At 66.4% G+C, this 25,243-nt stretch carries 25 protein-coding genes; 19 read left to right on the top strand and 6 right to left on the bottom strand.

The genetic code is table 11. From position 1 onward, the window contains the following. Window positions 1-12: 12 nt before the first annotated feature. Both AC1DSF_RS04705 and AC1DSF_RS04700 read right to left on the bottom strand, forming a co-directional pair. Entirely contained in the window at window positions 13-933 is a 921-nt protein-coding gene (locus tag AC1DSF_RS04705; RefSeq protein WP_478182406.1) for a bile acid:sodium symporter family protein, read from the bottom strand. A gap of 16 nt (window positions 934-949) precedes the next feature. Further along, window positions 950-2,233: a flavin-containing monooxygenase gene (locus AC1DSF_RS04700; protein ID WP_478182405.1), complete on the bottom strand. Its 1,284-nt coding sequence runs from the start codon at window positions 2,231-2,233 to the stop codon at window positions 950-952. Between the two features lie 207 nt (window positions 2,234-2,440). Between AC1DSF_RS04700 and AC1DSF_RS04695 the strand changes: the two genes are divergently transcribed. Continuing rightward, the gene (locus AC1DSF_RS04695) at window positions 2,441-3,229 is read left to right on the top strand and encodes an IclR family transcriptional regulator (RefSeq protein WP_478182404.1); all 789 of its coding nucleotides are present in this window, start codon (window positions 2,441-2,443) and stop codon (window positions 3,227-3,229) included. 23 nt (window positions 3,230-3,252) lie between these two features. Here the strand turns inward: AC1DSF_RS04695 and AC1DSF_RS04690 are convergent, their stop codons facing one another. Then, window positions 3,253-3,651, bottom strand: a complete 399-nt coding sequence (locus AC1DSF_RS04690) for a DUF488 domain-containing protein (RefSeq protein WP_478123700.1) — start codon at window positions 3,649-3,651, stop codon at window positions 3,253-3,255. 10 nt (window positions 3,652-3,661) lie between these two features. Further along, a complete protein-coding gene (locus AC1DSF_RS04685; protein ID WP_478123699.1) occupies window positions 3,662-5,506 on the bottom strand; it encodes a PhoX family protein in 1,845 nt (614 codons plus the stop codon). A gap of 89 nt (window positions 5,507-5,595) precedes the next feature. On the opposite strand from AC1DSF_RS04685, the gene AC1DSF_RS04680 reads away from it, so the two are divergent. The 18 genes from AC1DSF_RS04680 to AC1DSF_RS04595 all read left to right on the top strand — a co-directional run bounded on the left by AC1DSF_RS04680 (window position 5,596) and on the right by AC1DSF_RS04595 (window position 23,939). Next, window positions 5,596-6,426 (top strand): crotonase/enoyl-CoA hydratase family protein, encoded by an 831-nt coding sequence (locus AC1DSF_RS04680; protein WP_478123698.1) that lies wholly within the window; start codon window positions 5,596-5,598, stop codon window positions 6,424-6,426. Between the two features lie 40 nt (window positions 6,427-6,466). Beyond that, window positions 6,467-6,691, top strand: coding sequence for a hypothetical protein (locus AC1DSF_RS04675; protein ID WP_478123697.1), 225 nt, complete (start codon window positions 6,467-6,469; stop codon window positions 6,689-6,691). A gap of 112 nt (window positions 6,692-6,803) precedes the next feature. Then, on the top strand, window positions 6,804-7,592 hold the full coding sequence (locus AC1DSF_RS04670) for a GntR family transcriptional regulator (protein WP_478123985.1): 789 nt from the start codon (window positions 6,804-6,806) through the stop codon (window positions 7,590-7,592). A 16-nt stretch (window positions 7,593-7,608) separates the two neighbouring features. Further along, the gene (locus AC1DSF_RS04665; RefSeq protein WP_478123696.1) at window positions 7,609-8,814 is read left to right on the top strand and encodes an ABC transporter substrate-binding protein; all 1,206 of its coding nucleotides are present in this window, start codon (window positions 7,609-7,611) and stop codon (window positions 8,812-8,814) included. A gap of 15 nt (window positions 8,815-8,829) precedes the next feature. Further along, window positions 8,830-9,702 (top strand): branched-chain amino acid ABC transporter permease, encoded by an 873-nt coding sequence (locus tag AC1DSF_RS04660; RefSeq protein ID WP_478123695.1) that lies wholly within the window; start codon window positions 8,830-8,832, stop codon window positions 9,700-9,702. Continuing rightward, window positions 9,699-10,697 (top strand): branched-chain amino acid ABC transporter permease, encoded by a 999-nt coding sequence (locus tag AC1DSF_RS04655; RefSeq protein WP_478123694.1) that lies wholly within the window; start codon window positions 9,699-9,701, stop codon window positions 10,695-10,697. Before AC1DSF_RS04660 ends, AC1DSF_RS04655 begins: the two co-directional genes overlap by 4 nt. Beyond that, window positions 10,690-11,466: an ABC transporter ATP-binding protein gene (locus AC1DSF_RS04650; protein WP_478123693.1), complete on the top strand. Its 777-nt coding sequence runs from the start codon at window positions 10,690-10,692 to the stop codon at window positions 11,464-11,466. Before AC1DSF_RS04655 ends, AC1DSF_RS04650 begins: the two co-directional genes overlap by 8 nt. Further along, window positions 11,463-12,173 (top strand): ABC transporter ATP-binding protein, encoded by a 711-nt coding sequence (locus AC1DSF_RS04645; protein ID WP_478123692.1) that lies wholly within the window; start codon window positions 11,463-11,465, stop codon window positions 12,171-12,173. Before AC1DSF_RS04650 ends, AC1DSF_RS04645 begins: the two co-directional genes overlap by 4 nt. 47 nt (window positions 12,174-12,220) lie before the next feature. Further along, complete coding sequence (locus AC1DSF_RS04640; protein WP_478123691.1) at window positions 12,221-13,177, top strand: tripartite tricarboxylate transporter substrate binding protein; 957 nt, start codon at window positions 12,221-12,223, stop codon at window positions 13,175-13,177. 5 nt (window positions 13,178-13,182) lie between these two features. After that, window positions 13,183-14,460 (top strand): 3-isopropylmalate dehydratase large subunit, encoded by a 1,278-nt coding sequence (locus AC1DSF_RS04635; protein ID WP_478182403.1) that lies wholly within the window; start codon window positions 13,183-13,185, stop codon window positions 14,458-14,460. Then, window positions 14,457-14,969, top strand: a complete 513-nt coding sequence (locus AC1DSF_RS04630; RefSeq protein WP_478123689.1) for a LeuD/DmdB family oxidoreductase small subunit — start codon at window positions 14,457-14,459, stop codon at window positions 14,967-14,969. Before AC1DSF_RS04635 ends, AC1DSF_RS04630 begins: the two co-directional genes overlap by 4 nt. After that, window positions 14,959-16,290 carry an MmgE/PrpD family protein gene (locus AC1DSF_RS04625; protein WP_478182402.1) on the top strand — a complete coding sequence of 444 codons (1,332 nt, stop codon included), beginning with the start codon at window positions 14,959-14,961 and terminating at the stop codon, window positions 16,288-16,290. Before AC1DSF_RS04630 ends, AC1DSF_RS04625 begins: the two co-directional genes overlap by 11 nt. Window positions 16,291-16,317: 27 nt before the next feature. Beyond that, the gene (locus tag AC1DSF_RS04620) at window positions 16,318-17,286 is read left to right on the top strand and encodes a Bug family tripartite tricarboxylate transporter substrate binding protein (protein ID WP_478123687.1); all 969 of its coding nucleotides are present in this window, start codon (window positions 16,318-16,320) and stop codon (window positions 17,284-17,286) included. Window positions 17,287-17,289: 3 nt separating this feature from the next. Further along, window positions 17,290-18,993, top strand: coding sequence for a hydantoinase B/oxoprolinase family protein (locus tag AC1DSF_RS04615; RefSeq protein WP_478182401.1), 1,704 nt, complete (start codon window positions 17,290-17,292; stop codon window positions 18,991-18,993). Continuing rightward, entirely contained in the window at window positions 18,990-21,053 is a 2,064-nt protein-coding gene (locus AC1DSF_RS04610; RefSeq protein ID WP_478182400.1) for a hydantoinase/oxoprolinase family protein, read from the top strand. The genes AC1DSF_RS04615 and AC1DSF_RS04610 overlap by 4 nt, the downstream gene beginning before the upstream one ends. Next, window positions 21,050-21,664 (top strand): cysteine hydrolase family protein, encoded by a 615-nt coding sequence (locus AC1DSF_RS04605; RefSeq protein WP_478144485.1) that lies wholly within the window; start codon window positions 21,050-21,052, stop codon window positions 21,662-21,664. The genes AC1DSF_RS04610 and AC1DSF_RS04605 overlap by 4 nt, the downstream gene beginning before the upstream one ends. 2 nt (window positions 21,665-21,666) lie before the next feature. After that, window positions 21,667-23,079, top strand: a complete 1,413-nt coding sequence (locus AC1DSF_RS04600; RefSeq protein ID WP_478182399.1) for an FAD-dependent oxidoreductase — start codon at window positions 21,667-21,669, stop codon at window positions 23,077-23,079. Further along, window positions 23,076-23,939 (top strand): isocitrate lyase/PEP mutase family protein, encoded by an 864-nt coding sequence (locus AC1DSF_RS04595; protein ID WP_478182398.1) that lies wholly within the window; start codon window positions 23,076-23,078, stop codon window positions 23,937-23,939. Before AC1DSF_RS04600 ends, AC1DSF_RS04595 begins: the two co-directional genes overlap by 4 nt. Before the next feature lie 22 nt (window positions 23,940-23,961). Here AC1DSF_RS04595 and AC1DSF_RS04590 read toward each other — a convergent pair whose 3' ends face one another. Together AC1DSF_RS04590 and AC1DSF_RS04585 are read right to left on the bottom strand one after the other, a co-directional pair. Further along, complete coding sequence (locus AC1DSF_RS04590) at window positions 23,962-24,318, bottom strand: hypothetical protein (RefSeq protein WP_478123681.1); 357 nt, start codon at window positions 24,316-24,318, stop codon at window positions 23,962-23,964. Window positions 24,319-24,400: 82 nt separating this feature from the next. Beyond that, window positions 24,401-25,165, bottom strand: coding sequence for a sulfite exporter TauE/SafE family protein (locus tag AC1DSF_RS04585; RefSeq protein WP_478144488.1), 765 nt, complete (start codon window positions 25,163-25,165; stop codon window positions 24,401-24,403). Window positions 25,166-25,243 lie beyond the last annotated feature (78 nt).

Below are 25,243 nucleotides of genomic sequence, written 5' to 3'. Positions count from 1 at the left end.
ATCGATTCAGATTCAGGCCGAGCGCGCGGCCACAGTAGACAGGGGGCGACGCGCCCACCAGGCGGCGAGCGCAAGGCCCGCGACGATATCCCAGATGCCCCAGACCCCAGCGACGACCGCCATGCCGCCGAGTCCGCCGAAGAAGCTGAAGATCAGCACCAGCCCCAGGCCCGAGTTGCGGATGCCGACTTCGAAGGTGATGGCGCGGCGGTCGTGTTCCGAAACAGCTGCAGCCGTCGCACAGGCATAGCCCGTGCCGAACGCCAGGGTATCGTGCAGCACGACGGCGAGCAGCACCAGGCCCACATAGTCGAGGAAGTAGCGCCAGTTGCCGGCCACCGCCGCGGCGATGAATCCGATGAGGCACACGAAGCTGATGATCCGCACCGATTTCTTGATGCGCTCGGTAAGCCGTGGCAGCCAGTGTCCGAATGCGAGTCCGACCAAGAAGGGTGCGCCGATGATCGACACGATGTGCAGAACCATGTCCAGGGGATCGAGCGCGATGGCCTTCAGCAGCGGCGCCACCGTCTCATGCATGCCGCCCCAGAAGGCGAAGTTCAGAGGCATCACGATGATCGCGATCAAGTTCGAGATGGCCGTCATCGAAACCGAAAGGGCCACATTGCCGCCTGCCCGATGCGTGAGGATGTTCGACACATTCCCCGGCGGACAGCAGGCGACCAGGATCATGCCGAGCGCGATGCTCGGCGACGGCTTGAGAAGCAGCGTCAAACCGTAGGTCACTGCGGGCAGCACGATGAATTGCGCCGCGATGCCGCTCGCCATGGCCACGGGCATGCGCAGCACGCGCTTGAAATCGGCGACCCGCGTGTCGAGCGCGATGCCGAACATCAGGAAGCCGAGCACCGCATTCAGCAGCATCAGCGACGCAGGATTGAAGTTGAGGCGCACCTCGTCGACCGGGAGCATCGGCGGTTCGTCCGGATTACGCCAGTGCCGCCGAGGCTTCGCGCACCGCGCGGCGGTAGCTGTCCTTGTGGACGTAGTACGCCATGCGCTCGAGCTTCAGGTATTTGTAGCCACCGGAGAGATCCGGGCTCGGCCCTGCCTTGGCCTGCTTGAGCGCAATCGCTTTGGGGCTCCCCTGCGATTGCGCCTTGAAATAGCGGGCCACGAGTTCGGCCTGCTCATAGCGGCCTTGCCAGCCGATGCCGCTCGCCTCGATCATTCCGAGCACTGCCAGGTTGTCGAATCCCGGCGCGAAGATGTTCAGGTACAGGCGCGGCGCCATGCCTTGCCAGTTGAGCCATGCGCGATCGATGAAGGGGTAGTGCAGCTTGTAGCCGGTCGCGCAAAGGACGATGTCGTAGTCGCGAGCGCTGCCATCCTTGAAGCGCACCGTGTCGCCGTCGAGCCGCGCGATGTCGGCCCTGACGCCGATGTCGCCGTGGCCGATGTGATGCAGCACCAGCGAGTTGACCACCGGGTGCGATTCATACATGCGGTAGTCCGGTTTCGGAAACCCGAACCGCACCGGGTCGCCGGTGAACCACTGCAGCACCTTGGCGTCCATTCGTTGCTTGATCCACGCCGGCAACGGGCGCTTGCCCCCGAGCGTGTCCGCCGGCTTGCCGAAGATGTACTTGGGCACGAAGTAGTAGCCGCGCCGCACCGAGATGTCGACGCTCCTGGCGTAGTGCACGGCGTCGACCGCGATGTCGCAGCCGCTGTTACCGGCGCCGACCACCAGCACGCGTTGGTCCTTGAAGAGGCTCGCATGCTTGTAGGCCGACGTGTGGAGGAGTTGGCCGTTGAAGCGCCCCTCGAAGCGCGGCATGCTCGGTTCGGACAGCGTGCCGTTGGCGATGATCACGCCCTTGTAGTCGGCAGTCTCGATGCGGCCATCGCCCGCGTCGACGCTCACGCGCCACAGCGTCGAGGCAGTTTCGGTCACGGGCTCGACACGGATCACCTTGGTGCCGAAGCGAAAGTGCTGCCGCAGGTCGAAGTGATCGGCAAAGTCGCTGAAATAGCGTCGCAGTTCGGCATGGCTGGGATAGTCGGCCACGGTGTCCGCCATCGGAAATTCAGCGAACTCGGTGGTTCGCTTCGACGAGATCAAGTGCGCCGATTGGTAGACCGTGCTGCGTGGGTTGTCGATGTTCCAGAGGCCGCCCACGTCCTCGTAAGACTCGAAGCCCTGAAACGGGATGCCCAGCCTTTGCAGGTTGCGTGCGCCGGCGAGTCCGGACGGGCCGGCGCCGATCAAGGCGATTTGCTGATGAGTAGGCACGGGTGCAGACACAGGGATGGCTCGCGGGAAAGGAAAGACGAACAACGAAAGACCAAAAAAAGCGGGGAAGCGAAAAATGCGTGTGCCCGTTCGTTTAGGGCTTGCAGCTTAGCGAGGTTCAGTCAAAATCTCGAATTAATTCGAACATTCGTCTCGTATTTTGAGATTTGTCAGGGATTTTTCATGGATCATTCCGCCCCCGCGCCCGGGGAAGAAGCCGAGTCGGCCGCCACGCCGGGGCTGCGCCTGCTCCAGTTGCTCGAACTCGTGGCCGGCGAGGGCGAGCCCCAGGCGCTCAGCGATGTCGTTCGCATCAGCGGCCAGCCCAAGCCTTCCGTGCACCGCATGCTCCAGCAACTCGAACAAGGCGGTTTGCTCGCGCGGGGCAGCGACGGGCGCCGCTACGCCATCACGCCCCGGCTGATGCGTTTTGCTGAAACAGTGCTTCGCGGAAGCACCGCGACGGGCGTGCGCCATGCAGTCCTGCGGCAACTCGTCGCAGACGTGGGCGAGACCTGCAATCTCACGGCCTTGTCGGGTGCGGAAGTGATCTATCTCGATCGGGTAGAGACGGCGTTTCCCCTGCGGCTCGATCTTCGGCCCGGGTCGCGCGTGCCGCTGCATTGCTCTGCCAGCGGCAAGCTGTTTCTGGCGAACCTGCCCCGCGTGCAGCGTGATCGGCTCCTCGATGGGCTTCATTACCAGCGCCATACGTCTCACACGCTTTGCACACGCGAGGCGCTGGAAGGCGAACTCGACCGCATCCGCCGCGAAGGCCATTCGGTCGACGCCGAGGAATTCATCGAAGGGCTGGTGTGCGTCGCGGTGCCGGTGCGCGATGAGCCGCGCGGACATGTGCGATGCGCCGTCGCGCTGCAGGCTCCGGCGGTCCGCATGTCGCTCCCGGACGCCTTGCAGCAGTTGGACAAGCTGCGCTCGGCCGCGCAGGGCATCGCCAGGGCAACGCGCTGAAGGCGAATGCTCAGTCTGCGCGGCTAGCCCGCGATGTCCGCGCCGCGGTCCGCCAGCAGCGCGCGCAGGAACGACCGATGGCAGTGCGCCTCGTCCTCGCAATAGCAGCCGACGGACAGGTTGGTCTGATGCGACAGCGCTGCGAGCAGGTCCAGACTGCGGCTCGCGTCCGGCTCGGCCATTTCACTCTTGAACTTGCGGCCGAACGCGGCCCACTGCGCCGGCACCCCTGAAGCCTGGGCGGCTTGCGCCATCTTCATCGTCTCCACCGAAGGCGCGAGATTGGGGTACCAGACGTCATACCAGTTGTGGGAGGCAAATTCAGTCTTCGGCACGCCGCGCGGCGGGCGGCGCACCGTGCCGATTCGAAGACCCTCGCCGGGTGCTCGCTCAGTACCGAGCCTGACGATTCGGATGGCCATTTTTTTCTCCTCAGGTGCCGACGATACCGCCGTCCCGCCGCCGCACCACCACCGTGGCCGACCTCGGACGCGCGCTGCCGGGCGCGGCGCCATCGGGCCACGCGCTGTTGGGCACGTTGCTGCCGGATATGCGTGTCTCGCCCGGATGCTGGATGTTGACGAAGAGACTGCGGCGGTCGGGTGTCACGACGCAGCCGGTGATCTCGCAGCCGCCCGGGCCGACCAGGAAGCGCTTGATGCGCCCGCTCGCAGGGTCGGCGCAGAGCATCTGGTTGTTGCCGAATGCGGCCATCGGTCCCTTGCCGATGGTGCGGCCACCCATGTCGGTCTGTATCCACAGCAGGCCGCCGGCGTCAAAGTGCAGTCCGTCAGGGCAGCCGAAGATATCCGCGTCATCGTTGGGGTAGCGTGCGCCGGCACCGGGCACTTCGGGATCGCCCGCCAGCGCGAAATGGTCCCAGGCGAAGGTCGTACTGGCGGCATCGTGGCCGTCTTCGCGCCAGCGCAGGATGCCGCCGAAGATGTTGTTCGCGCGCGGGTTGGCGGCATCCGGCGCCGGCTGGCCAGGCCGGCCTCGCTGGCTGTTGTGGGTGAGGGTGACGTACACCTCGCCGGTGGCCGGATGCACGGCGATCCATTCGGGGCGGTCCATCTTCGTCGCGCCGACGATGTCGCCTGCAAGCCGCGCGTGGATCAGAACCTCGGCCTGGTCAGCGAAACCGCTCTCCCGGTCGACGCCATGGGCGCCGTGCCGCAGTTCGAGCCATCGGCCGCGCCCATCGGGGTCGAAACGCGCGACGTAGAGGCTGCCTTCATCGAGCAAACGGCTGTTTGCCGCGCTGCCGCCAGGGCGCACCTTATCGCGGCTCACGAACTTGTAGATGTATTCGAAGGCCGAGTCGTCGCCCATGTACACGGCGACCCGGCCGTCCTTCGTCACCGTGCAGGTTGCGCTTTCCTGGTGCTTGCGGCCCAGGGCGGTGCGCTTGACAGGCGTGGAGGTCGGATCGAACGGGTCGATTTCCACCACCCAGCCGAAGCGGTTGGCCTCGTTGGGATGGCGCGTGAGATCGAAGCGTTCTTCGAAACGCCAATACTCGGTCCACGAGTTTCCGCTCACGGTGCCGTAGCGGCGTTGCGCTGGCGTGGCCCGATTTGCCGACGCCTTCGGCCCGCCGAAGTAGGCCTGGAAGTTTTCCTCGCAAGTCAGATAGGTGCCCCATGGCGTGACGCCCATCGCGCAGTTGGCGAAGGTGCCGGACACGCGATCGCCCCCGGCGTTGTAGTCGGTGCGCATCAGCGGAGCACCCGCCGCCGGCCCGGCGATGCGCATGGGCGTCGCGCCGTGCACGCGCCTGGCGTACCGCGACGGAAGCACCTGGCGCCAGCCTGCGGGCGTGAGTTCGACTTCGATCACCGAGACACCCATCGCATGCAGCGACTTGCGCACTTTCTCAGCCGTCCATGGCTGCGCGCCGTCGGTATGGAGCAACTGGTCGTCGGTGTACTCGTGGTTCATCACGACCAGCCCGCGATCGGTGCGGCCTTCGAGCGCGAAGAAGTGCATTCCGTCGTGATGCATGCCCGCCTGCACTGCCTGATCGGCGGCGCTGTTGGAGGCGTCGGGCGCAAACGCCGGCATGGAGCCGGCGATGCCGGTCGGCGCTCCCCAGGGATAAAGCACCTGCGCCTCGTATTCAGGCGGCACGGTCACGGCATCGCGCAACGTGGCCTCCACCGCGGTGAAACCCAGCCGGCCGTCGCCCGGCGTCGCCGAGGCGCGTGCTTCGCCCAGCAGCGAAACAACGGCGGCTGCAGCGCCCGACTGGAGGAACCGGCGACGATCGAAAGGCATGGCAGAACTGTTGGCTGAGCGACACCGCGATCATCGCCGAGCGCCCATACTTCAGGCAAAACCTCAGGCAAAACCCAGGAGACTTCCCCATGAACGATCGCATCGAATCCATCCGCCACGCCGATGGCGTCGTCGAACTGCACTTGGCCCGCGCCGACAAGATGAACGCGCTCGACCCGGCAATGTTCGACGCACTCATCGACGCCGGCAGCCGCCTGCGGGACGACACCAGCGTGCGCGCCGTAGTCATCGCCGGCCGCGGCAAGGCGTTCTGCGCGGGGCTCGACATGGAATCATTTGCAAAGATGCAAGGGCAAGGCGGCGGCATCGTGGGTGAATCCTCGGCCGGCAAGGACCTGATCGAGCGAACGCATGGCATATCCAATGCCGCGCAGTACGTCGCCATGGTCTGGCGCGACATGCCGGTCCCGGTGATTGCGGCGGTGCACGGCGTCGCCTTCGGGGGCGGCTTGCAAGTGGCGCTGGGCGCCGACCTGAGGCTGGTCGCGGCGGACACCCGGATGTCCGTGATGGAAATCAAGTGGGGCCTGGTCCCGGACATGGCCGGCATGGTGCTGATGCGCGAGCTGGCCCGCAACGACGTTCTGCGCGAACTCACCTTCACCGGCCGCATCTTCTCCGGCGAAGAAGCGGTGCGGCTCGGCCTTGCCACACGCGTGGCGGCCGACCCGCTGGCCGAGGCGCTCGAAATGGCGCGCGAGATCGCCCGGAAGAGCCCCGATGCGATTCGTGCAGGCAAGCGCCTGCTCAACGCGGCCATGAGCCACAGTGCCGCGGACCTTCTGCTCGCCGAGTCCGTGGAGCAGAAGGCGCTGATCGGCAGCCCGAACCAGGGCGAAGCCGTGCGCGCCAACATGGAGCGTCGCGCACCGGTTTTCAGCAACGCGCAAGCGCTCTGAAGAAGCCGGAAAGCGCACGGCGCGCAGGCATACTCCGTCCGTGCCCATGCATCTTCTTCATCGCCTGGCAGCGCAGGAGCTGCCCGTAGCCGTCACGTCCGGCGCGCAGGTCGACGCCGTTCGCGTGCTGAGCCTTGCCGGCCATGTGAGGGCGAGCATTCCCAAACCGATTCGCACGCTGGAGGGCTACCAGCAGCCGCCGGCCGTCGTCAACGAGATCACGTCGCTCGGCCGAAGCATGCTCAGGCGCTTCCCGCTCCGCTAAGGGTTTGCCCGAACGGGGCGCGAGGCCGCGGCTGCGCTGGCAGACAGTTCGGCTGCAAATGTCCTATTGACGGAACAAAGGAACGCCGTGACGATTAGGGCCCATGTCCCAGATGCCACTGCCGAAGTACCACCAGATCTATCTGCTGTTGTGCGAGCAGCTCGCTGAGGGGCGCTTCGCCGACGGCTTGCCGGGCGAGTTCGCGCTGATGGAGGAATTCGGCGTCTCGCGCGTCACCGTGCGGCGGGCCCTCGAGAAGATGGCTGCCGATGGCCTGATTTCGCGCGAGCCTGGGCGCGGCACGCGACCGATCCGCACGGCGACGCCGTCAATGGGCGAGGGCGGCCAGGGCATCAGCGTGCAACGGGCCAACTTGGGCGGCCTGCTCGAAAACCTCGTCAGCATGGGGCTGCGAACCTCGGTCAAGGTGATCGATGTGCAGACCGTCACGGCTTCGGCGAGCGTCGCTGCCGCACTGCAGCTGAATCTGGGCGATGCCGTGCAGAAGGCGGTGCGCGTGCGATCGACACGCGAAGGCCCGCTTTCGCACATCACCACTTACGTGCCTGCCGAAGTCGCGCGCCAGTTCGGCCGGCGCGAGCTGGCACGCAAGCCGATCCTGGTGCTGCTCGAGGAGGCCGGCGTGCAGGTCGGGCGTGCGCACCAGACCATCAGCGCCAAGCTGGCCGACGCCACGCTGGCCCAGCACCTGGACGTATCCGTCGGCTCCGCGCTGCTGGCCGTCCGGCGGCTCGTCTACGACGCCAATGAGCGGCCCGTGCAGTGGCTGCACGGCCTCTACCGGCCCGATCGCTACACCTACGAGATGCAGTTGTCCCGCGTCGGCGGCATCGACGCCAAGGTGTGGGTCAGCAAAGAGCTTTCCGCGCAATTCATTTAACCAACGAGGAGTCCCCATGGAAAACCGCCGCCGCTTTCTGTCGCAGACCGCCGCCCTCGGCACGTCGCTCGCGTTTCCGCTCGTGGGGGGCGCGCAGCCCAAGCCCGTGCGCGTCGGCGTGTTGCACCCGGTCACGGGCGCGCTCGCCTATTCGGGCCAGCAATGCCGGCTTGGCGCGCTGATGGCGATCGAGGACATCAACCAGGCCGGCGGCATCAAGTCGCTGGGTGGCGCCAAGCTCGAAGCGATGCTCGGCGACGCGCAATCGCAGCCGCAGGCCGGCGCGGCCGAAGTCGAGAAGATGAACGAAGCCGGCGTTTCGGCCATCGTCGGCGCTTTCGCGTCTGCGATCTGCCTCGCGACCACCCAGGCCGCCGCCAAATACAACCTGCCGCACGTGGTCGACGTCGGCGTGGCCGACCAGATCGTCGAGCGCGGCCTGAAGAACACCTTCCGCTTCGGCCCGGGCTACAAGAAGTCGACCGAAGTGGCGATGGCGAATCTGCTGGTGCTCAACAAGGCTGCGGGCAATCCGGCCAAGACGGTGATGATCATTCACGAAGACTCGCTCTTCGGCACCGGCACGGCCCAGTTGCTCTCGCGCGAACTGCCGGGCTACGGGTTCGAGGTGAAGGAAGTCGTGAAGCACGCGAACCCGACGCGGGACTTCAACAACATCGTGCTGCGCATGAAGTCCGTCAATCCGGACATCGTCATACCGGCCAACTATTACAACGAATACGCGTTGCTGGTGCGCACGATGCAGCAGCAGAAAGTGCAGCCCAAGGCGATCTTCTCGGTGCTGGGCGGCGCCGCATCGAGCTACAAGTTCGTCAAGGAATTTCCGGAAGCGGCCAACGGCATCATCGATTGCAACCACTGGTTCAACCCCAAGGACAAGCGCTCGCAGGAACTGCGCAAGCGCGTCGAGGCCAAGGGCCAGTTCTTCAGCTACGAGGTCTTCATGACCTACACCGCGATGGGGCTGCTGGCCGATGCGCTCGAGCGTGCCAAGTCGAGCGACCGCGCCGCAATCATCGACGCGCTGGAGAAGAGCACCTTCTCCAATCACATCATGCCGTACGGCCCGACCCAATTCGTCAATGGCCAGAACGGAGGGGCACAACCGCTCATGACGCAGGTCGCGAAGAACGACATCAAGGTCATCATCCCGCGCGAGTTCCGCGAAGTGGAGCCCTTGTTCCCGCTGCGCTCGGCCTGAAGAAGACGAGGCAAGATGCTCGACTTCGGCATTCTTTTTCCGTCGGTGCTCAACGGCCTGACGACCGGCGCGGTCTACGCCTTGATCGCGCTGGGGCTCACGCTGATCTACGGAGTCTTGCACATCATCAACTTCGCGCACGGCGCCTGCCTGATGCTGGCGCTCTACGCGGTTTACTTCCTCAAGGAAAACTGGGGCATCGACCCTTACCTGGCGTTGCCGATTGTGGTGCCGGGCATGTTCGCGCTCGGCTATGCGCTGCAGCGCATCGTCATCAACCGCGCCGGACACGGCAAGGACGAGAACATCCTGCTCGCGACGCTCGGCATCGCGATCGTGATGGAGAACCTTGCGCTGATCTTCTTCAAGTCGGACACGCGCAATATCGACACCGCGTATTCGCTGAGTACGGTGGCGATCGGCCCCGCGATGATCGCCGTGCCCAAGCTGGTGGCCTTCGCGGGGGCGCTGGTGGTGTCGGCGGTGCTGTTCTGGATCATGGGCCGCACCGATCTCGGGCGGGCCATCCGTGCGGTGGCGAAGGAGAAAGAGGGCGCCAAGCTCATGGGCATCGACGTCGACCATGTCTATGCGGTGAGCTTCGGCATCGGCCTGGCCTGCCTCGGTGCCGCGGCGTGCTTTCTGCTGCCGGCCTACTACGTGAATCCGCAAGTCGGCAGCGGCTTCGTGCTTGTGGCCTTCACCATCGTGGTGCTGGGCGGCATGGGCAGTTTCGTCGGTGCGCTCGTCGGTGGGTTTCTTGTCGGGATCGTCGAATCGTTGGGCGGTCTTTACCTCGGTGAATCGCTGGGGCAGATCGGCATCTTCGCGATCTTCATCGGTGTGGTGCTGTTCCGCCCTGAAGGCATGTTCGGAGCCAAGGCATGAGCGGCACCAACGTATCTGCTGCGGGTTTGCGCCAGTTGGGCGGCATCGCGCTTTTCACCGTGGTCGTCGCGTGCATCCCGCTGGTGACTTCGTCGGGCGTGGCACTCAACTTCGTGATGATGGCGCTCTATGCGACCCTGATCGCGCAGGCCTGGAACATCCTCGGCGGCTTCGGCGGGCAGTTCTCGTTCGGGCATGCGCTCTTCTTCGGAACGGGTGCGTATATCCAGGCGATTGCGCAACTGCAGGGCGGCATCAATGCCTGGGCCGCACTGCCGATGGCGGTACTGGGCAGTGCGCTGGTGGGGCTCTTCGTGGGCGCGCTCACTTTCCGATACGGGCTCAAGGGCTCCTACTTTGCGCTCGTCACGTTGGCCTTCGCCGAAGTGTTTCGCATCCTGGCGTCGTCGGTTCCTTTCACCGGGGGCGGCGTCGGCCTGATGGTCCCGTTGCGGGAATCGGCGGCCAACCTTCAGTTCGCATCGCGCAGTGGCTACCTCTGGGTCGTGCTCGCCTTCGTGACGGCCGCGTTGCTGGTGACCTGGTGGCTGCGCAACGGGCGATTCGGCGCCTATCTGCAGGCGGTTCGCGACAACGAGGACGCGGCGCGTGCGGTCGGTGTCGATCCGTTCCGCGTCAAGCTGGCGGCCATCGGCATCTCCGGTGCGTTCATGGGCGCTGCGGGTGCGTTCTACGTGCAGGTGTTCCAGTACATCGATCCGGGCATTGCCTACGGTTCCGGCACGTCGGTGGAGGCGCTGGTGGCTGCGATCGTCGGCGGCATGGGCACGCTGTGGGGGCCGGTGCTCGGCGCGGCGGTGCTGCATGTGCTGTCGGACTTCACGCGCAATCTCTTCGGCGAATTGCCGGGGATCAACATGGTCATTTACGGCACGGTGCTGGTGTTGATCGTGATCTTCCTACCGCGCGGAATCGCCGGCATGGGGCTGTCGGTGCGTCAATTGTGGGCAGGGAAGGGGAGCCGTCATGACTGAGCCTTTGCTGGCCCTGAGTGGCATTTCGCGATCCTTCGGTGGATTGAAGGCGGTGCAGGATGTGAGCCTCGCAGTGCGTGAGGGAAGCCTCAGTGCCTTGATCGGGCCGAATGGCGCGGGCAAGACCACGTTGTTCGCACTCATGTCGGGCTTCCTCAAGCCCGACTCCGGCACCGTTCTTTTCGCGGGGCAGGACATCACAGGCCGCGATCCGCATCGGAACGCACTGCTGGGCATGACGCGCACGTTCCAGATCGTCAAGCCTTTCGCAGCGCAGACGGTGCGCGAGAACATCGCCGTTGGCGCTCACCTGCACGTGCGCAACCGGACCGAAGCGTTGCGGCGCGCGGAAGAGGTCGCGCACCGGGTGGGCCTGGGCGCCCAACTCGACAAGCCGGCGTCCGATCTCACGGTCGCGGGTCGCAAGCGTCTCGAGTTGGCGCGCGCCCTGGCGACGCAGCCGCGACTGCTGCTGCTCGATGAGGTACTCGCGGGCCTCAACCCCCAAGAGATCGCGGAGATGATGCCGGTGGTGCGCGGCATTGCCGAGGGCGGAGTGACCGTGCTGATGATCGAGCACGTGATGCAGGCCGTGATGAATCTCGCCTCGCATGTCTGGGTGCTCGCGCAAGGGCAACTCATCGCAGAAGGCAGCCCCGCACAGGTGACTTCGAACGACAAGGTGGTCGAGGCGTATCTGGGCCACGGCACCGCGGCGCGGCTGCGCAAGGCCGCGGCAGCCAATGCCGTGCATGGAGTCATCGCATGACGTCGCTGCTCGATATTCGCGCGCTGCGCGGCGGCTATGGCCGCGTCGAAGTGCTGCGCGGCGTGGATCTGCAGGTCAACGCCGGAGAGATGGTCGCGCTGCTCGGCAGCAATGGGGCCGGCAAGTCGACGCTGAACAAGATGGTCTGCGGCCTTTGCCCCGCCTGGAGCGGCACCGTGCGCTTCGACGGCCACGACCTGAGTGGCGCGCACTATCGCGAAGTGGTCAAGGCCGGGCTCATCCAGGTGCCTGAGGGACGGAAGGTTTTCCCGAACCTCAGCGTGCTGGAGAACCTCGAGCTCGGCTCGTTCACCCGCGCCCGCGAGCGCCGCGCTGCCAATCTCGACAAGGTCTTCGACATCTTTCCGCGGCTGAAGGAGCGCATCAAGCAGCACGCCGGCACCATGAGCGGCGGCGAGCAGCAGATGCTCGCCATCGGCCGGGGCCTGATGGCGGAGCCGGTGCTGTTGATCCTCGACGAGCCTTCGTTGGGCTTGTCACCGCTGCTGGTCGAAGAGATGTTCTCGCTGATCCGCCAGCTTCGCGACGGCGGGCTCGCCGTGCTGCTGGTCGAGCAGAACGTCGGCCAGTCGCTGGAGATCGCGGACCGCGCCTACGTGCTCGAAAACGGCAGCGTGCGGTTCTCCGGCCTTCCGCAGGATTTGCTGGGCAGCGACGAACTGCGCCGCGCCTATCTCGGCCTTTGAGCCGCAAGACATCGTTCATCGTTCACGCACAAGGAGGCACGAAGATCGTGAAACGCAGAGACATCCTGATTTCGTCCGTCGCCGCCGCACTCGGAAGCGGCGCGCTCGCGCAGGTGGGCAAGGTGCCGGTTCGAATCCTCGTCGGCGCACCTGCCGGCGGATCGACCGACACACTGGCCCGCACACTCGCCGCCAGCATGGGGCCGGCGCTCGACAGGACAGTGATCGTCGAGAACCGCGCCGGTGCCGGCGGCAACATCGCCGCCGAGGCGGTCGCCAAGGCCGCGCCCGACGGCAACACACTGTTGATGAGCTTCACCAGCCATGCGATCAACGCGACGCTCTATCCGAAGCTGCCGTTTGATCCGGTCAAGGACTTCACCGCGCTGACCTGCGTTGCGACGTCGCCGTCGATCCTGGTCGCTCATCCGTCGGTGCAGGCGAACAACGTGAAGGAGCTGATCGCGCTCGCCAAGGCCAAGCCGGGCGAACTCAACTTCGCGATCGGCTCCGTGGGTTCATCGCTGCACATGGCAGGCGAAGCCTTCAAGATGCAGTCGGGCGTGGACATCGTGAACATTCCTTACCGCGGTACTGCGCCTGCCGTGCAAGATCTGCTGGCTGGCCAGGTGCAGTTGATGTTCGCGGCAGTCGGCAATGTGCAGCAGCACATCCAGGCCGGAAAGCTGAAGGCGCTGGGCGTCACTTCGGCCAAGCGGCTGCCCGCTTTTCCCGATGTCCAGGCCATCGCGGAAGTGCTGCCCGGGTACGAATCGAGCGCGTGGTTCGGCCTCTTCGGCCCCGCGCACATGGCGCCGGACGTCGTCAAGAAGATCAGCGACGCGGCCCGGCATGCCATCAAGCAGCCTGACATGCAGCGTCGCCTGGAAGCCGAAGGCGCGATCCCCGTCGGCAATTCGCCCGAAGAATTCGGCGCTTTCGTGCAGAGCGAGATCAAGCGCTGGGCAAAGGTCGTGAAGTTTTCGGGCGCCAAGCCGGAGTGATCGCCATGGCATCCGAACGAATTCCAGCCCGGACATTGGCGCAGAAGCTCATCGCACGTGCGAGCGGACGCGAGCAAGTGGCCGTGGGCGAGATCGTGACCTGCGCGGTCGACATGGCGATGTTTCACGATTCCTCGGGCCCGCGCAGGCTCCAGCCGATGCTCGAGGAACTCGGCGCCCAGATATGGGACCGCTCGCGCGTCGTGCTCGTGATGGACCACTACGTGCCCGAGCGCGACGAGGATTCGCGCCGCATCGTGCGCATTGCACGCGACTGGGCCCGCGACCAGCAACTGCCTCACGTCTACGACAGCCAGGGCATCTGCCACGTGGTGGTGCCGCAGCACGGCCACATTCGGCCGGGCATGCTGTGCGTCGGCGGCGATTCGCACTCGCCTACGGGCGGTGCCTTCGGGGCCTACATGTTCGGCGTGGGCAGCACCGAGATGCTCGGCGTGGTGGTCACCGGCAGCATCTGGCTGCGCGTGCCCGAGACCATCCAGATGTGGTGGGATGGCGCATTGACTCCTGGCGTTACGGCCAAGGACATGATGCTGCACATGATCGGCCGCTTCGGCATGAACGGCGGGCGCTATCAGGCGGTCGAGTTCGCCGGGCCGGCGGTGAAGGCGCTGTCGATGCAGGAGCGGATGACGCTGTCGAACATGAGCGCCGAACTCGGCGCCCAGGCCGGGCTGATCGCGCCCGATGCAACCACCGCCGCCTTTCTCGCGGAAGCCGGCGCGCCCGAAGTGGACATGGCGCCCTGGTTCACGGACGAAGGCGCCGAGTTGACGCGTCATCGATTCGACGCGGCCACGCTGGAGCCGCATGTTGCCGCGCCACACAGCCCGGCCAATTCGCAAGGCGTGAGCCACTACGCCGATACGCCCATCGATGTGGCCTACATCGGCGCATGTACCGGCGCGAAGCTCGAAGACTTGCGTGCCGCTGCGCAGGTGCTGCGCGGGCACAAGGTTGCTTCGGGCGTTCGCTTGATCGTCGCGCCCGCCAGTATTCGTGACCAGGAGCAGGCGCGCGAGGAGGGTGTCTTGCAGGTGCTGATGGATGCCGGGGCCGAACTCTTTCCGACCGCGTGCGGCGCCTGTTCGGGCTACGGCGATCCGATGGGGGACGACATCACTGTCATCTCCACCACTGCCCGCAACTTCAAGGGACGCATGGGGTCGCCGACGGCGCAGGTCTATCTGGCCTCGCCCTACACCGTGGCTGCAGCGGCTTTGCGTGGCCGAGTGACCGATCCTCGCGAGGTGCTGCAATGACCGCCGGAACCAAGCACCGCGTCTGGCGCCTTGGTGCCGACATCGACACCGACGTGCTCGCGCCCGGCCATGCGATGAAACACGGCATCGACCGCATCGCGCAGTACTGCCTCGAATCCGTCCGGCCGGAATTCGCCCGCGAGGTGCGGCCGGGCGACGTGATCGTGGCGGGCCCCAATTTCGGCATCGGCTCTTCGCGGGAGCAGGCCGCTGCCGTGCTGGTTCAGCTCGGCGTGGCTGCGGTGATCGCCCCGTCCTACAGCGGGCTGTATTTCCGCAACGCGTTCAATGTCGGGCTGCTGCTGCTGACCTGCGCCGAAGCCGAATCGCTGCAGGACGGCGATCGCATCGAACTCGACACCCGCACGCCTGCCGTGCGCACCGCTGATGCGCGCACGCTCGCCTGTGAACCGGTTCCAGGATTCCTGATGGACATGGTCGATGCCGGTGGCTTGCTGCGGCTGCTGCGCCGACAGATGGCGGACGGAAGGAGAGCCGATGCGCACTGAGGACGATCCGCAACGCGCCGTCCTGCAGGCCACCGTGGCATTGCATGCGGCGCAGCCGGCCACGGCAGAGGCTGCGTTGCAGGCTCGGCGCCTGCTTGTCGATACGGTCGGCTGCGCGCTCGCGGGGCGGCATGCGGATGAAGTCCGGCGCCTGGAAGCGGCGCTGGCCGCTTGCGACCCCGGCGATTTTGCGTTCCCCGGCGGCCGGTTGCTGAGCGTGCAGTCCGCCGCGCAGGTCGTGGCCATGGCCGCGACCTGGGACGAAGCCTGCGAAGGCCACGCGCTCGCGCACGGCCGGCCCGGAGTGCCGCTGGTGGCGGCGCTGCTGCCGCTCGCGCTGCGGCGCGGAGCCAGTCTTGGCGAGTTCATCGACGCCTTCGTGCTCGGCTACGAAATCGGTGCGCGCTGCGGCGCGTGGCTGCGCATCCTGCCCGGCATGCATGTCGACGCGAACTGGCCCGCGCTCGGCGTGGCTGCCGGTGTCGCGCGGCTGCTGGGCCTGCCTCCGGCAGACATCATGCAGGCTGTCGACATCGCGGCCTGCCAACTGGCGACCAGCCTCTACCTGCCGGTGCGGGAGGGCCGCACTGCACGCAATACCTACCTCGGCCACAGCGCATGGCTGGGGCTGCAAGCGGCCTTCGCGAGCCTGGCCGGGATCGACGCACCGGCTGGTGCGCTGACGCACTACGCGCTCGAGCATTCGGCCGCGGCTGCGCAGCCGTTGCCGGACGCGGCGACGCTGCTGCTGCGCGACGCCTACCTCAAGCCTTTCGCGGCCGTGCGTCACGTGCACTATGGCGCGACTGCCGCGCGCCGCATCCGCGAACAACTGGTCCACGGCACCGCCGGCATCCGTCGCATCGTGCTGAAGGTGTACGAGGAAGCCATCGTCTATTGCGGCAACCGCGCACCGCGCACGCCGATCCAGGCGCAGTTCAGCCTGTCGTTCGGGATCGCAGGGATGCTGTGCTTCGGTGATGTCGATCCGTCGCTCTACGCCGCGCCGCGTTTTGAAGACCCCGAGCTCCGCCGCCTCGAAGCGCTTGTGGTGCTGGAGCCCGATGCCGAACTCACCGCGCGCAAGCAGCGCGGCGCCACGCTCACGGTGACGCACGACAGCGGCACGTTCGAAGAAGCCGTCAGGATCATCGCGGGCGACGCCGCCAGCCCGCTCGATCGCGCGGCGCTCGCCGCCAAGTTCACTCACTACGCCGCGCACAGCGTGGCCGGCCCGCTGGCCGCTCGCTTCTGCGACGGCGTGCTCGACGCTTCCGCCGACACCCCTCTCGGCGCACTGTGGCGGCAGCTCGCCGCCTGACCCGATCCACTCTCCCTGCCCACCACCATGAAACTTCTGCGCCACCTTGCCAGTACGCTGCTCATCTGTCTGCCGCTCCTCGCGGCGGCGCAGGCGGGCGACTTCCCGAACAAGCCGATCCGGCTGGTCGTGCCCTTCCCACCGGGCGGGGCCACCGACGCGGCGGCACGCCTCGTCGCGGTGAAGATGAGCGAGCACTGGGGACAGCCGGTGGTGGTCGACAACCGAGCGGGCGCGGGCGGCAACGTGGGCTCCGACCTCGTCGCCAAGTCGGCGCCGGACGGCTACACGCTGGTGATGGGCGTGACCGGCTCGCACGCCATCAACACCTCGCTCTACAGCAAGATGCCCTACGACCCCGTGACCGACTTCGTCGCCATCAGCCAGGTTGCGGTGGTGCCCAACGTGCTGGTGGTGCATCCGTCGGTGCCGGCCCACAACCTCGCCGAACTCGTGGCGCTTGCGAAGAAAGAACCCGGCAAGCTCAACTACGCGTCGCTCGGCAACGGCACGGCAGCGCACCTCGGCATGGAGATGCTCAAGGCCGACGCCGGCGTCGACATCACGCACGTGCCCTACAAAGGCAGCGCGCCGGCCGTGGCCGACTTGCTCGCGGGCCAGGTGCAGATGATGGTCGACGGCCTGCCGTCGGCGCTACCGCACGTCAAGGCCGGCAAGCTGCGCGCCATTGCGCTCACCAGCCTGCACCGTGCGCCCGCGTTGCCGGACCTGCCGACCATCGCGGAAACCTACCCGGGCTTCTATGCCGATGCGTGGTCGGGCTTGTTCGTGCCCAAGGGCACGCCGCAGCCGGTGGTCGACAAGCTCTCCGCGGAAGTGCAACGCATCCTGAAGCTGCCCGACGTGCGCGAGAAACTCGCCGGGCTGGGCGCCGAGCCCGTGGGCTCCACGCAGGCGGAATTCAGCGCGCACGTCAAGCGCGAGATCGACAAATGGGCCAAGGTCGTGAAGACCAGCGGCGCCAAGGTGGACTGAACCATGAACGACACACTCGACCCCGTCACGCTCGCCGTCCTGCGCGGCCGCCTCGAACAGGTGGCCGACGAGATGGACGCCACGCTCTATCGCAGCGCGTTCAATCCGATCATCGCCGAAGCGCACGACGCCTGCCACGGGCTCTATGACGCCACCACGGGCGACACGCTCGTGCAGGGCAAGTCGGGGCTGCCGGTGTTCGTCGGTGCGATGGCTTTCGCGGTGCGCGCGACCATGGCGGCGGCCGAGCCGCGCGGCGGCATGCGAGACGGCGACATATGGATCAGCAACGATGCCTACGACGGCGGCACGCACGCCAACGACTTCAAGCTGGTGCGGCCCTTCTTTCGCAATGGCAAGCTGTATTGCCACATGGCTTCGGCCGCGCATTGGCACGATGTCGGCGGCGCGGTGCCCGGCAACTACAACCCCGCCGCGACCGAATGCTGGCAGGAGGCGGTGCAGATTCCGCCGGTGCGCATCGTGCGCGGTGGTGAACTCGATCGCGACGTGCTTGCCATCCTGCAGGCCAATACGCGCCTGCCGGACAGCCTCTGGGGCGACCTCAACGGCCAACTCGCCGCGCTGGAACTGGGCGCGCGGCGGCTCAACGGTCTGCTCGACGAGTACGGCGATGACCTCGTGCTGGAGGCCCTGAGTGAGTTGCGCAGCCGTGCATTGCGTCTGATGCGCTCGCACATTGCGTCGTTGCCCGACGGCCGCTACAGCTTCGAGGACGTGCTCGACAACGACGGCATCACCAACGACCCGCTGACGATTGCGCTGGACATGACTGTCGCAGGCGACCGGCTGCTGCTCGACTTCTCCCGCACTTCGCCGCAGTGCGCAGGGCCGGTGAACATCTCGCGCGCGACCGCCATTGCGGCTTGCTACGTTGCGCTCAAGCATCTCTTCCCCGATGTGCCGGCGAATGCGGGCGTGCTCGATGCGGTGGACTTTGTCATCCCCGACCGGCTGGTGATCAGCGCCGAGAGGCCGCGGCCAGTCGGCGGCTACACCGAAACCATCCTGCGCATGATCGACGTGATCTTCAGCGCCGCGGCCAAGGCCGATCCGACGCGCGCCGTGGCGCAAGCCTACGGCACCATCAACGCGCTTTCGATCGCGGGACATCGCAGCGACAAGGGGCGCGAGGGCCAGCGCTGGGTGATGTTCAGCTTCTTCGGCGGCGGCCACGGTGGGCACTCGGGCGGCGACGGGCTTTCGCACGGCAACGCGCCGATTTCCACCGCGACGATTCCGCCGCTGGAAATTCTCGAAGCCGCATATCCGGTGCGCTTCACCGAATGGTCGCTGCGCGCCGACTCTGGCGGCGACGGCCAGTACCGGGGCGGCCTCGGCGCGGTCTATGAAATCGAACTGCTCGAAAAGGATGCCGAAGTGTTCGTCTTCGGCGAACGCGGCACCTCGCCACCGAAGGGAATCGCGGGCGGCGGGTCGGGCGCGGTCAATGTCTTTCGCTATGAAAACGAAGGTGCCTGGCATGAACCGCCGATGGTCTCCAAGATGCGCGGAATCCAGCTTGCGCGCGGCGAACGCGTGCGGCTCGAAACGCCAGGCGGAGGCGGTTGGGGCAGTGCGGCCGAGCGCCGTCCTGAACAGCGAGAACAGGATCGGGCCTTGGGCTACGTGACCCACGACACCGCGACCACCCCCATCTCTCCGCAGAAGAAGGCTTCCGAATGATACCCACAGGCAAATCCAGCGAATCCCTTGTCGTGGGCGTCGACGTCGGCGGCACGTTCACTGATCTTTTCGTGCTCGACGAGGCAAGCGGCACGGCGCGCATCGTCAAGGTGCCGTCCACGCGCGGCGAAGAGGCGCGCGGCTTCATGAACGGCGTGGCGCGCGTGGCCGACTCTGCCGCGGCCATTGCCACCATCGTGCATGGCACCACGGTCGGCACCAATGCGCTGCTGGAGCGAAAGGTGGCGCGCACCGGCATCATCACCACGCGCGGCTTTCGCGACGTGCTGGAAATGCGCCGCCGCGACCGGCCACAGACCTGGGGCCTGCGCGGCAGCTTCCTGCCAGTCGTGCCGCGCGACCTGCGACGCGAAGTGGACGAACGCGTGCTGGCCGATGGCACGCTGCATACCCCCGTCGACCTCGATCAGGTCCGCGCAGAGGCGCGAGCGTTGCTGGCCGAAGGCTGCGAGGCGGTGTGCGTGTTCTTCATCAACACGTACGCGAATCCGGAGAACGAAAAGCTCGCCGTGGCGGCCGTGCGCGAGATCTGGCCCAACGCCCATGTGACGTCCGCCAGCGAAGTGCTGCCCGAGATCCGCGAGTTCGAGCGATGCTCGACTGCAACGCTCAACGCCGCACTGCAGCCTGTGGTGGGCAGCTATCTCTCCCGGCTTGAATCGGATCTGCGCAATCAGGGCTTCGCGGGCGAATTGCTGGTGGTGCAGAGCAACGGCGGCGTGATGTCCCGCCAGACGGCGAGCGACTTGCCCGTGCGCACGGCGCTATCGGGCCCCGCGGCGGGCGTGATTGCATGCGCGGCGATTGCGCGCGCGGCGGGCTTTCCGAATGCGATCACGGGCGACATGGGCGGGACATCGTTCGACGTCTCGCTGGTCGCCAATGGCGAGGCCGCGCTGGCCGCGCAGACGGCCATCGAATTCGGCATGGTGATTCGCTCGCCGATGATCCAGATCGAGACGATCGGCGCGGGCGGTGGCTCCATCGCATCCGTGGATGCGAGCGGCATGCTGCAGGTCGGCCCCGAGTCAGCGGGCAGCGTGCCTGGGCCGGCCTGCTATGGGCGGGGCAACATGCGCCCGACCGTGACGGATGCCAATGTGCTGCTCGGCCGGATCGCAGCCGACCGGCCGCTCGGTGGTGGACTGCTTGCAGCGCTCGACGCCGAGAAGTCACGCCAGGCCATTGATGAACATGTGGCGCAACCGCTGGGTCTCGACGTGTACGCGGCAGCAGAGGCGATCCTGACGGTTGCGAATGCGCGCATGGCGGGTGCGATCCGGCTGGTGTCGATCGAGCGCGGCCACGATCCACGGCGTTTTGCCTACATGCCCTTCGGTGGCGGCGGGGCGCTGCATGTGTGCGCCATGATGCGCGAGGTCGGCGTCGGCACAGGCATCGTGCCGCGCTACCCGGGAGTGACGTCGGCGCTGGGTTGCGTGATTGCAGACATGCGCCACGACGCCGTACAGACCATCAATCGACCGCTTGCCGAACTCGACGTGGGCGAACTGCAACGCCGCATCGACGAACTGGCGGCCAACTGCCAGCGACGGCTGGATTCGTCGGGCGTGCGCTTCGACGAAGTCCGCGAGATCGTCGCGCTGGACATGCTCTATGCGGGCCAGACGCACACACTGCCGGTGGAACTGCCCGATGCGCGCAGCAAGCCGCTGACGACCGTTTCGATCCGTGCGGCGTTCGAGGCGGCTTATGCGTCCGCCTTCGGCCGTGTGCTCGACGGCATTCCGATCCGCGTGATGAACCTGCGCTATGCCCGCATCGGCGTTCGGCCCAAGTTCGATCTTGCGGTGCTGGCGCCCGAAGGTGTCGGCAGCGTCGAGCCGCTCGGCACGCAGCGCGTGTTCCACCACAAGCAATGGCACGATGCGCTGCGCTATGCGCGACTCGACCTGCCGGTCGGGACGCGCATCGACGGACCCGCGATCCTCGAACAAGCGGACACGACCGTGTGGCTGGAGCCCGGCTTTCATGGCGAAGTCGATGCGCACGGCAACCTGCTGGTGAGGCCTTCATGAGCAGCGGCGAACCGACCGCAGGGGCGAAGACGGCGCTGGTCATCATCGATCTGCAGAACGACTTCCTGGATCCGAACGGGGCCTATGCGCGCGGCGGTGACACCAATCCGCCTGCGCTGCTCTTGCCCGCGCGCGTCGCCGAAGTCGCAAGCGCGCTGAAGGCGGTGGGCGGCATGGTGGTGGCGAGCCAGTTCACGCTCTGGCCCGACGCCAAAGGCGAGCCGATGGTGTCGCCGCACCTCAAGGCCCTGCGGCCGTACCTCCGCAAAGGCGATTTCGCGCCCGGCAGTTGGGGGCAGGCAAATGTCGATGCCCTCAAGGGGCTGATCGACGTGACGGTCAGCAAGGTGGCCTATTCGGCTTTCTTCAACACTCAGCTCGACTGGGTGCTCCGCCGCGCCGGCATCGACACCGTGGCGGTCTGCGGCATCGTGACGAACGGCGGCGTCGCCAGCACGGTGCGCGATGCGCACATGCGCGACTACCGCACCCTGGTGCTCTCCGACGGCTGCGCGGCCTTCGGCGAAGAGCGGCACCAGACTTCGCTGGCCGACATGCGCAACGTGGCCGAGGTCACGGATTGCGCAGCTTTCGTGCGTGCACTGCGATGACCATGGATGAGTCTTCGCGGCGAATTAGGCGGGCGACCGCCTTCGATGCGGATGTGCACGTCAGCGTGGCCATCGTCGGCGGCGGCGCGTGCGGACTCACTGCGGCGCTGATGCTGAGCGACGCCGGCGTCGACTGCGTGGTGCTTGAACGCGACGCTGCGCCAACCGGATCGACGGCCTTGTCCTCAGGCTTCATTCCCGCGCCCGCGACACGCGTGCAGCGCGCGCATGGCGTGCCGGACGACAGCCCTGCGCGTTTTGCCGCGGACATCCAGGCCAAGGCGCATGGGCGAGCGGCGCCGGTGTTGGTCGAAGCGTACGCAAACGCCGTCGGGCCGGCCATCGACGCACTGCAGGAGCGGCACGGACTGAACTGGATCCTGCTCGATGGATTCCTGTACCCGGGCCACGGCGTGCATCGGATGCATGCGCTGCCGCAGAAGACGGGTGCCGCACTGATGGCGAGCTTGCAGGCCGCAGTGCAAGCGGCAGGCATCCCGGTCTTGACGCAGGCAGTCGTCGACACACTGGTGCTCGACAACGCCGAGCGCGTGATCGGCGTCGACTACCAGAGGCCCGATGGACATCGCGAATCGCTGGCTTGTGATGCACTGCTGCTCGCCTGCAATGGTTTTGGTGGCAATCCGGCGATGGTGCGATCGTTGCTGCCCGAGATGGCGGAAGCCAGCTTTGGCGGCCACGTCGGCAATGACGGCAGTGCGATCCAGTGGGGCGTCGGGTTGGGTGCTCGGTTGCGCGACCTTGGCGGCTATCAGGGGCACGGTTCGTGGGTGACGCCGCAGGGCGCGCTGATGTCATGGGCCGTGATGATGGAAGGCGGCGTGCAGATCAACCGCGAAGGCCGGCGCTTTCACGACGAGACGCAGGGGTATTCAGAGGCGGCCGTGCATGTGCTCGCGCAGCCGGGCGGCATTGCGTGGAACGTCTTCGATACGCCGCTGCTGGCACTTGCGCACGGCTTTCCGGATTTTTGCGAAGCGGAGGCAGCGGGAGCGCTTCGGCGTTGCGAGACGGTGGCCGATCTCGCGGCGTGCATCGGCTGCGAGGCTTCCGTAGTCGAACACACGCTGGCGACGTTGCAAGACAAGTCACCCCAGCCGGACGGGCGTGTCTTCAGCCGCCCGCTCACGGCGCCATTTTTCGCCGTCAAGGTGACGGGTGCGTTGTTCCACACCCAGGGCGGCCTGGACGTGGACGGCGATATGCGCGTGCTTCGGCAGGACGGTACTCCGTTCAGCAATCTGTTGGCGGCAGGCGGTGCCGCGGGCGGCGTCTCGGGCGACGAGGTCTGGGGCTATCTCTCCGGCAATGGGCTCCTGAGCGCCGTGGCCGGCGGGTACATCGCGGCGCATACGGCTGTTGCGCTCGTTCATTCAAGGGATTCATCCACATGACAAACAAGACATTGAGGGCACGCCTTGGCTCCAAGGACATCGTGCTGGCGCCAGGCGTCTATGACGCGCTGAGCGCGTTGATTGCCGAGCAGGCCGGGTTCGAGGCCTTGTACCTCTCTGGCGCCTCGATTGCGTACACGCGCCTGGGTCGGTCTGATATAGGGCTCACCACCTTCACCGAAGTCGCCGACACGCTGGCGCGCATCACCGAGCGCGTGAGCCTGCCCGTGATCGTCGATGCTGACACCGGCTTCGGCAATGCGCTCAATACGCAGCGCACCGTGCGCGGCTTCGAACGTGCCGGCGCGGCGATGGTGCAGATCGAGGACCAGACCTTCCCGAAGCGCTGCGGTCATCTGGACGGCAAGGCGGTCGTGCCCGAACGCGAGATGGTCGGCAAGCTGAAGGCGGCGCTCGATGCGCGCACTTCGAGCGACACCTTGATCCTCGCGCGCACGGACGCGGTCGCGGTCGAGGGGCTCGATGCTGCGCTCGATCGGGCCGAGGCCTACCTGGCATGCGGCGTGGACGCGCTCTTCATCGAAGCACTGCGCTCCCCCGAGCAGATGGATGCGGCCTGCGGACGCTTCGCGCAGCGGGTGCCATTGCTCGCCAACATGGTCGAAGGCGGCAAGACGCCCATTCAGGACGCGGACGCGCTGCAGGCGCACGGCTTCCGCATCGCGATCTTTCCCGGCGGCACCGCGCGGGCCGTCGCTCATACCCTGCAGGGCTACTACGCCAGCCTCCATGCGCACCGGACCACACAGCCCTGGCGCTCGCAGATGCTCGACTTCGATGCGCTGAACGAAGTCATCGGCACGCCGGAACTCATGCTGTCCGGCAAGAAGTACGAATAGCGCTCGGCGCTCGGCGCCGGCCTCAGGCGCAGCGCTCGTATACCAGCGCGAGATAGTCCGCGTGCCTGCGCAGCGCTTCGAGCTGCTGAAGCGTGGTTCCGGTGACTCGATCGTTCGGGTCGAACTTCACGGTCCCATCCGGCAGGAGGACGAAGTGGGTCTTGCCATGGGGCGCGCCGGGGATGCTGGCGGCATTGACGTAGCCGCAACCGGCGCCTGTGGCCCGGTTGAACTTCACCCCGGAAAAGCTCGCGAAGCCGTCTGGAAGCTGCTTTCGGACGTTCGTCTCGACGTTCCAGACCGGCATGTAGAACCACCACACAGCGATCGAGCTGACGAAAAGCGCGACGCTGACCAGGATCGATACAAGGGCTCGCATGGGCAACTCTCCTTCCCACCCGGATGCAAAAGCTGTAGCGTATTAGTACTTTGGTTTCTTTTCAATACCTTTGGTCCGGTTGCTATCCGCGCGCAACCATGTAGGCGCCCAGCAGCGCAAGCCCGATGAAGAAGCAGCGCCTGAAGATCTGCATCGAAAGCCGCGAACGCACCCGTTGGCCCACCGCCATGCCGCACAAGGCAGGCACCAGCATGGCCAGGGACGCGCCTGCAAGCGGCGCCGAATAGCCGTGCTGGCCAGCCAGGGCGACCGCAAGCGCGACGGTGGACGTCGTGAATGACAGGCCCATCGCCTGGATCAATTCATCGCGCGACAGGTCCAAGGCTTGCAGGTAGATCACCGCCGGGAGCACGAAGACGCCGGTGAGCGCTGTCACGGCACCGGTCAGCGCCCCCGTCACCGGGCCGAGCCAGCGTTGGCTTTGCTTCGACATAGGGACACTGCGACCCAGCAGCCCCCATGCCGCATAGGCTGCGAGGGCCACTCCGAGCGCAATGGTTGCTCCCGCTCCCGCCGGTGCTCCGAACCACCACCCGCCTGCCAGCGTGCCAGCGACGATGCCCAGTTGCATTCCGCACAGGCGCCGCGCGACCGGCACCACGGACCGCCAGGGTCGCAGTTGCCATACGTTGGTCACCAGAGAAGGCACGATCAGCAACGCCGCGGCTTCGGCGGGCGGCATCCAGAGCGCGAGCAGCGCCATCGAGAGCGTCGGCAGCCCGAGGCCGATCACGCCCTTGACCACCCCCGCGAAGACGAAGACCGCAGCGACGAGCGCCCACACGGAAAGACTGTGAGAGGAGAACACGGACAACATGGAATGCATGGAGAGCATCGATAACATGGTTGCGAGTCTCGCGAAAACGGCCGCTGCCGAAAATGCGGAATTCGCGGACGCATCCTC

The sequence above is a fragment of the Variovorax sp. 01N429 genome (assembly GCF_056399425.1).
This window is presented reverse-complemented; position numbering and strand designations above follow the sequence as displayed.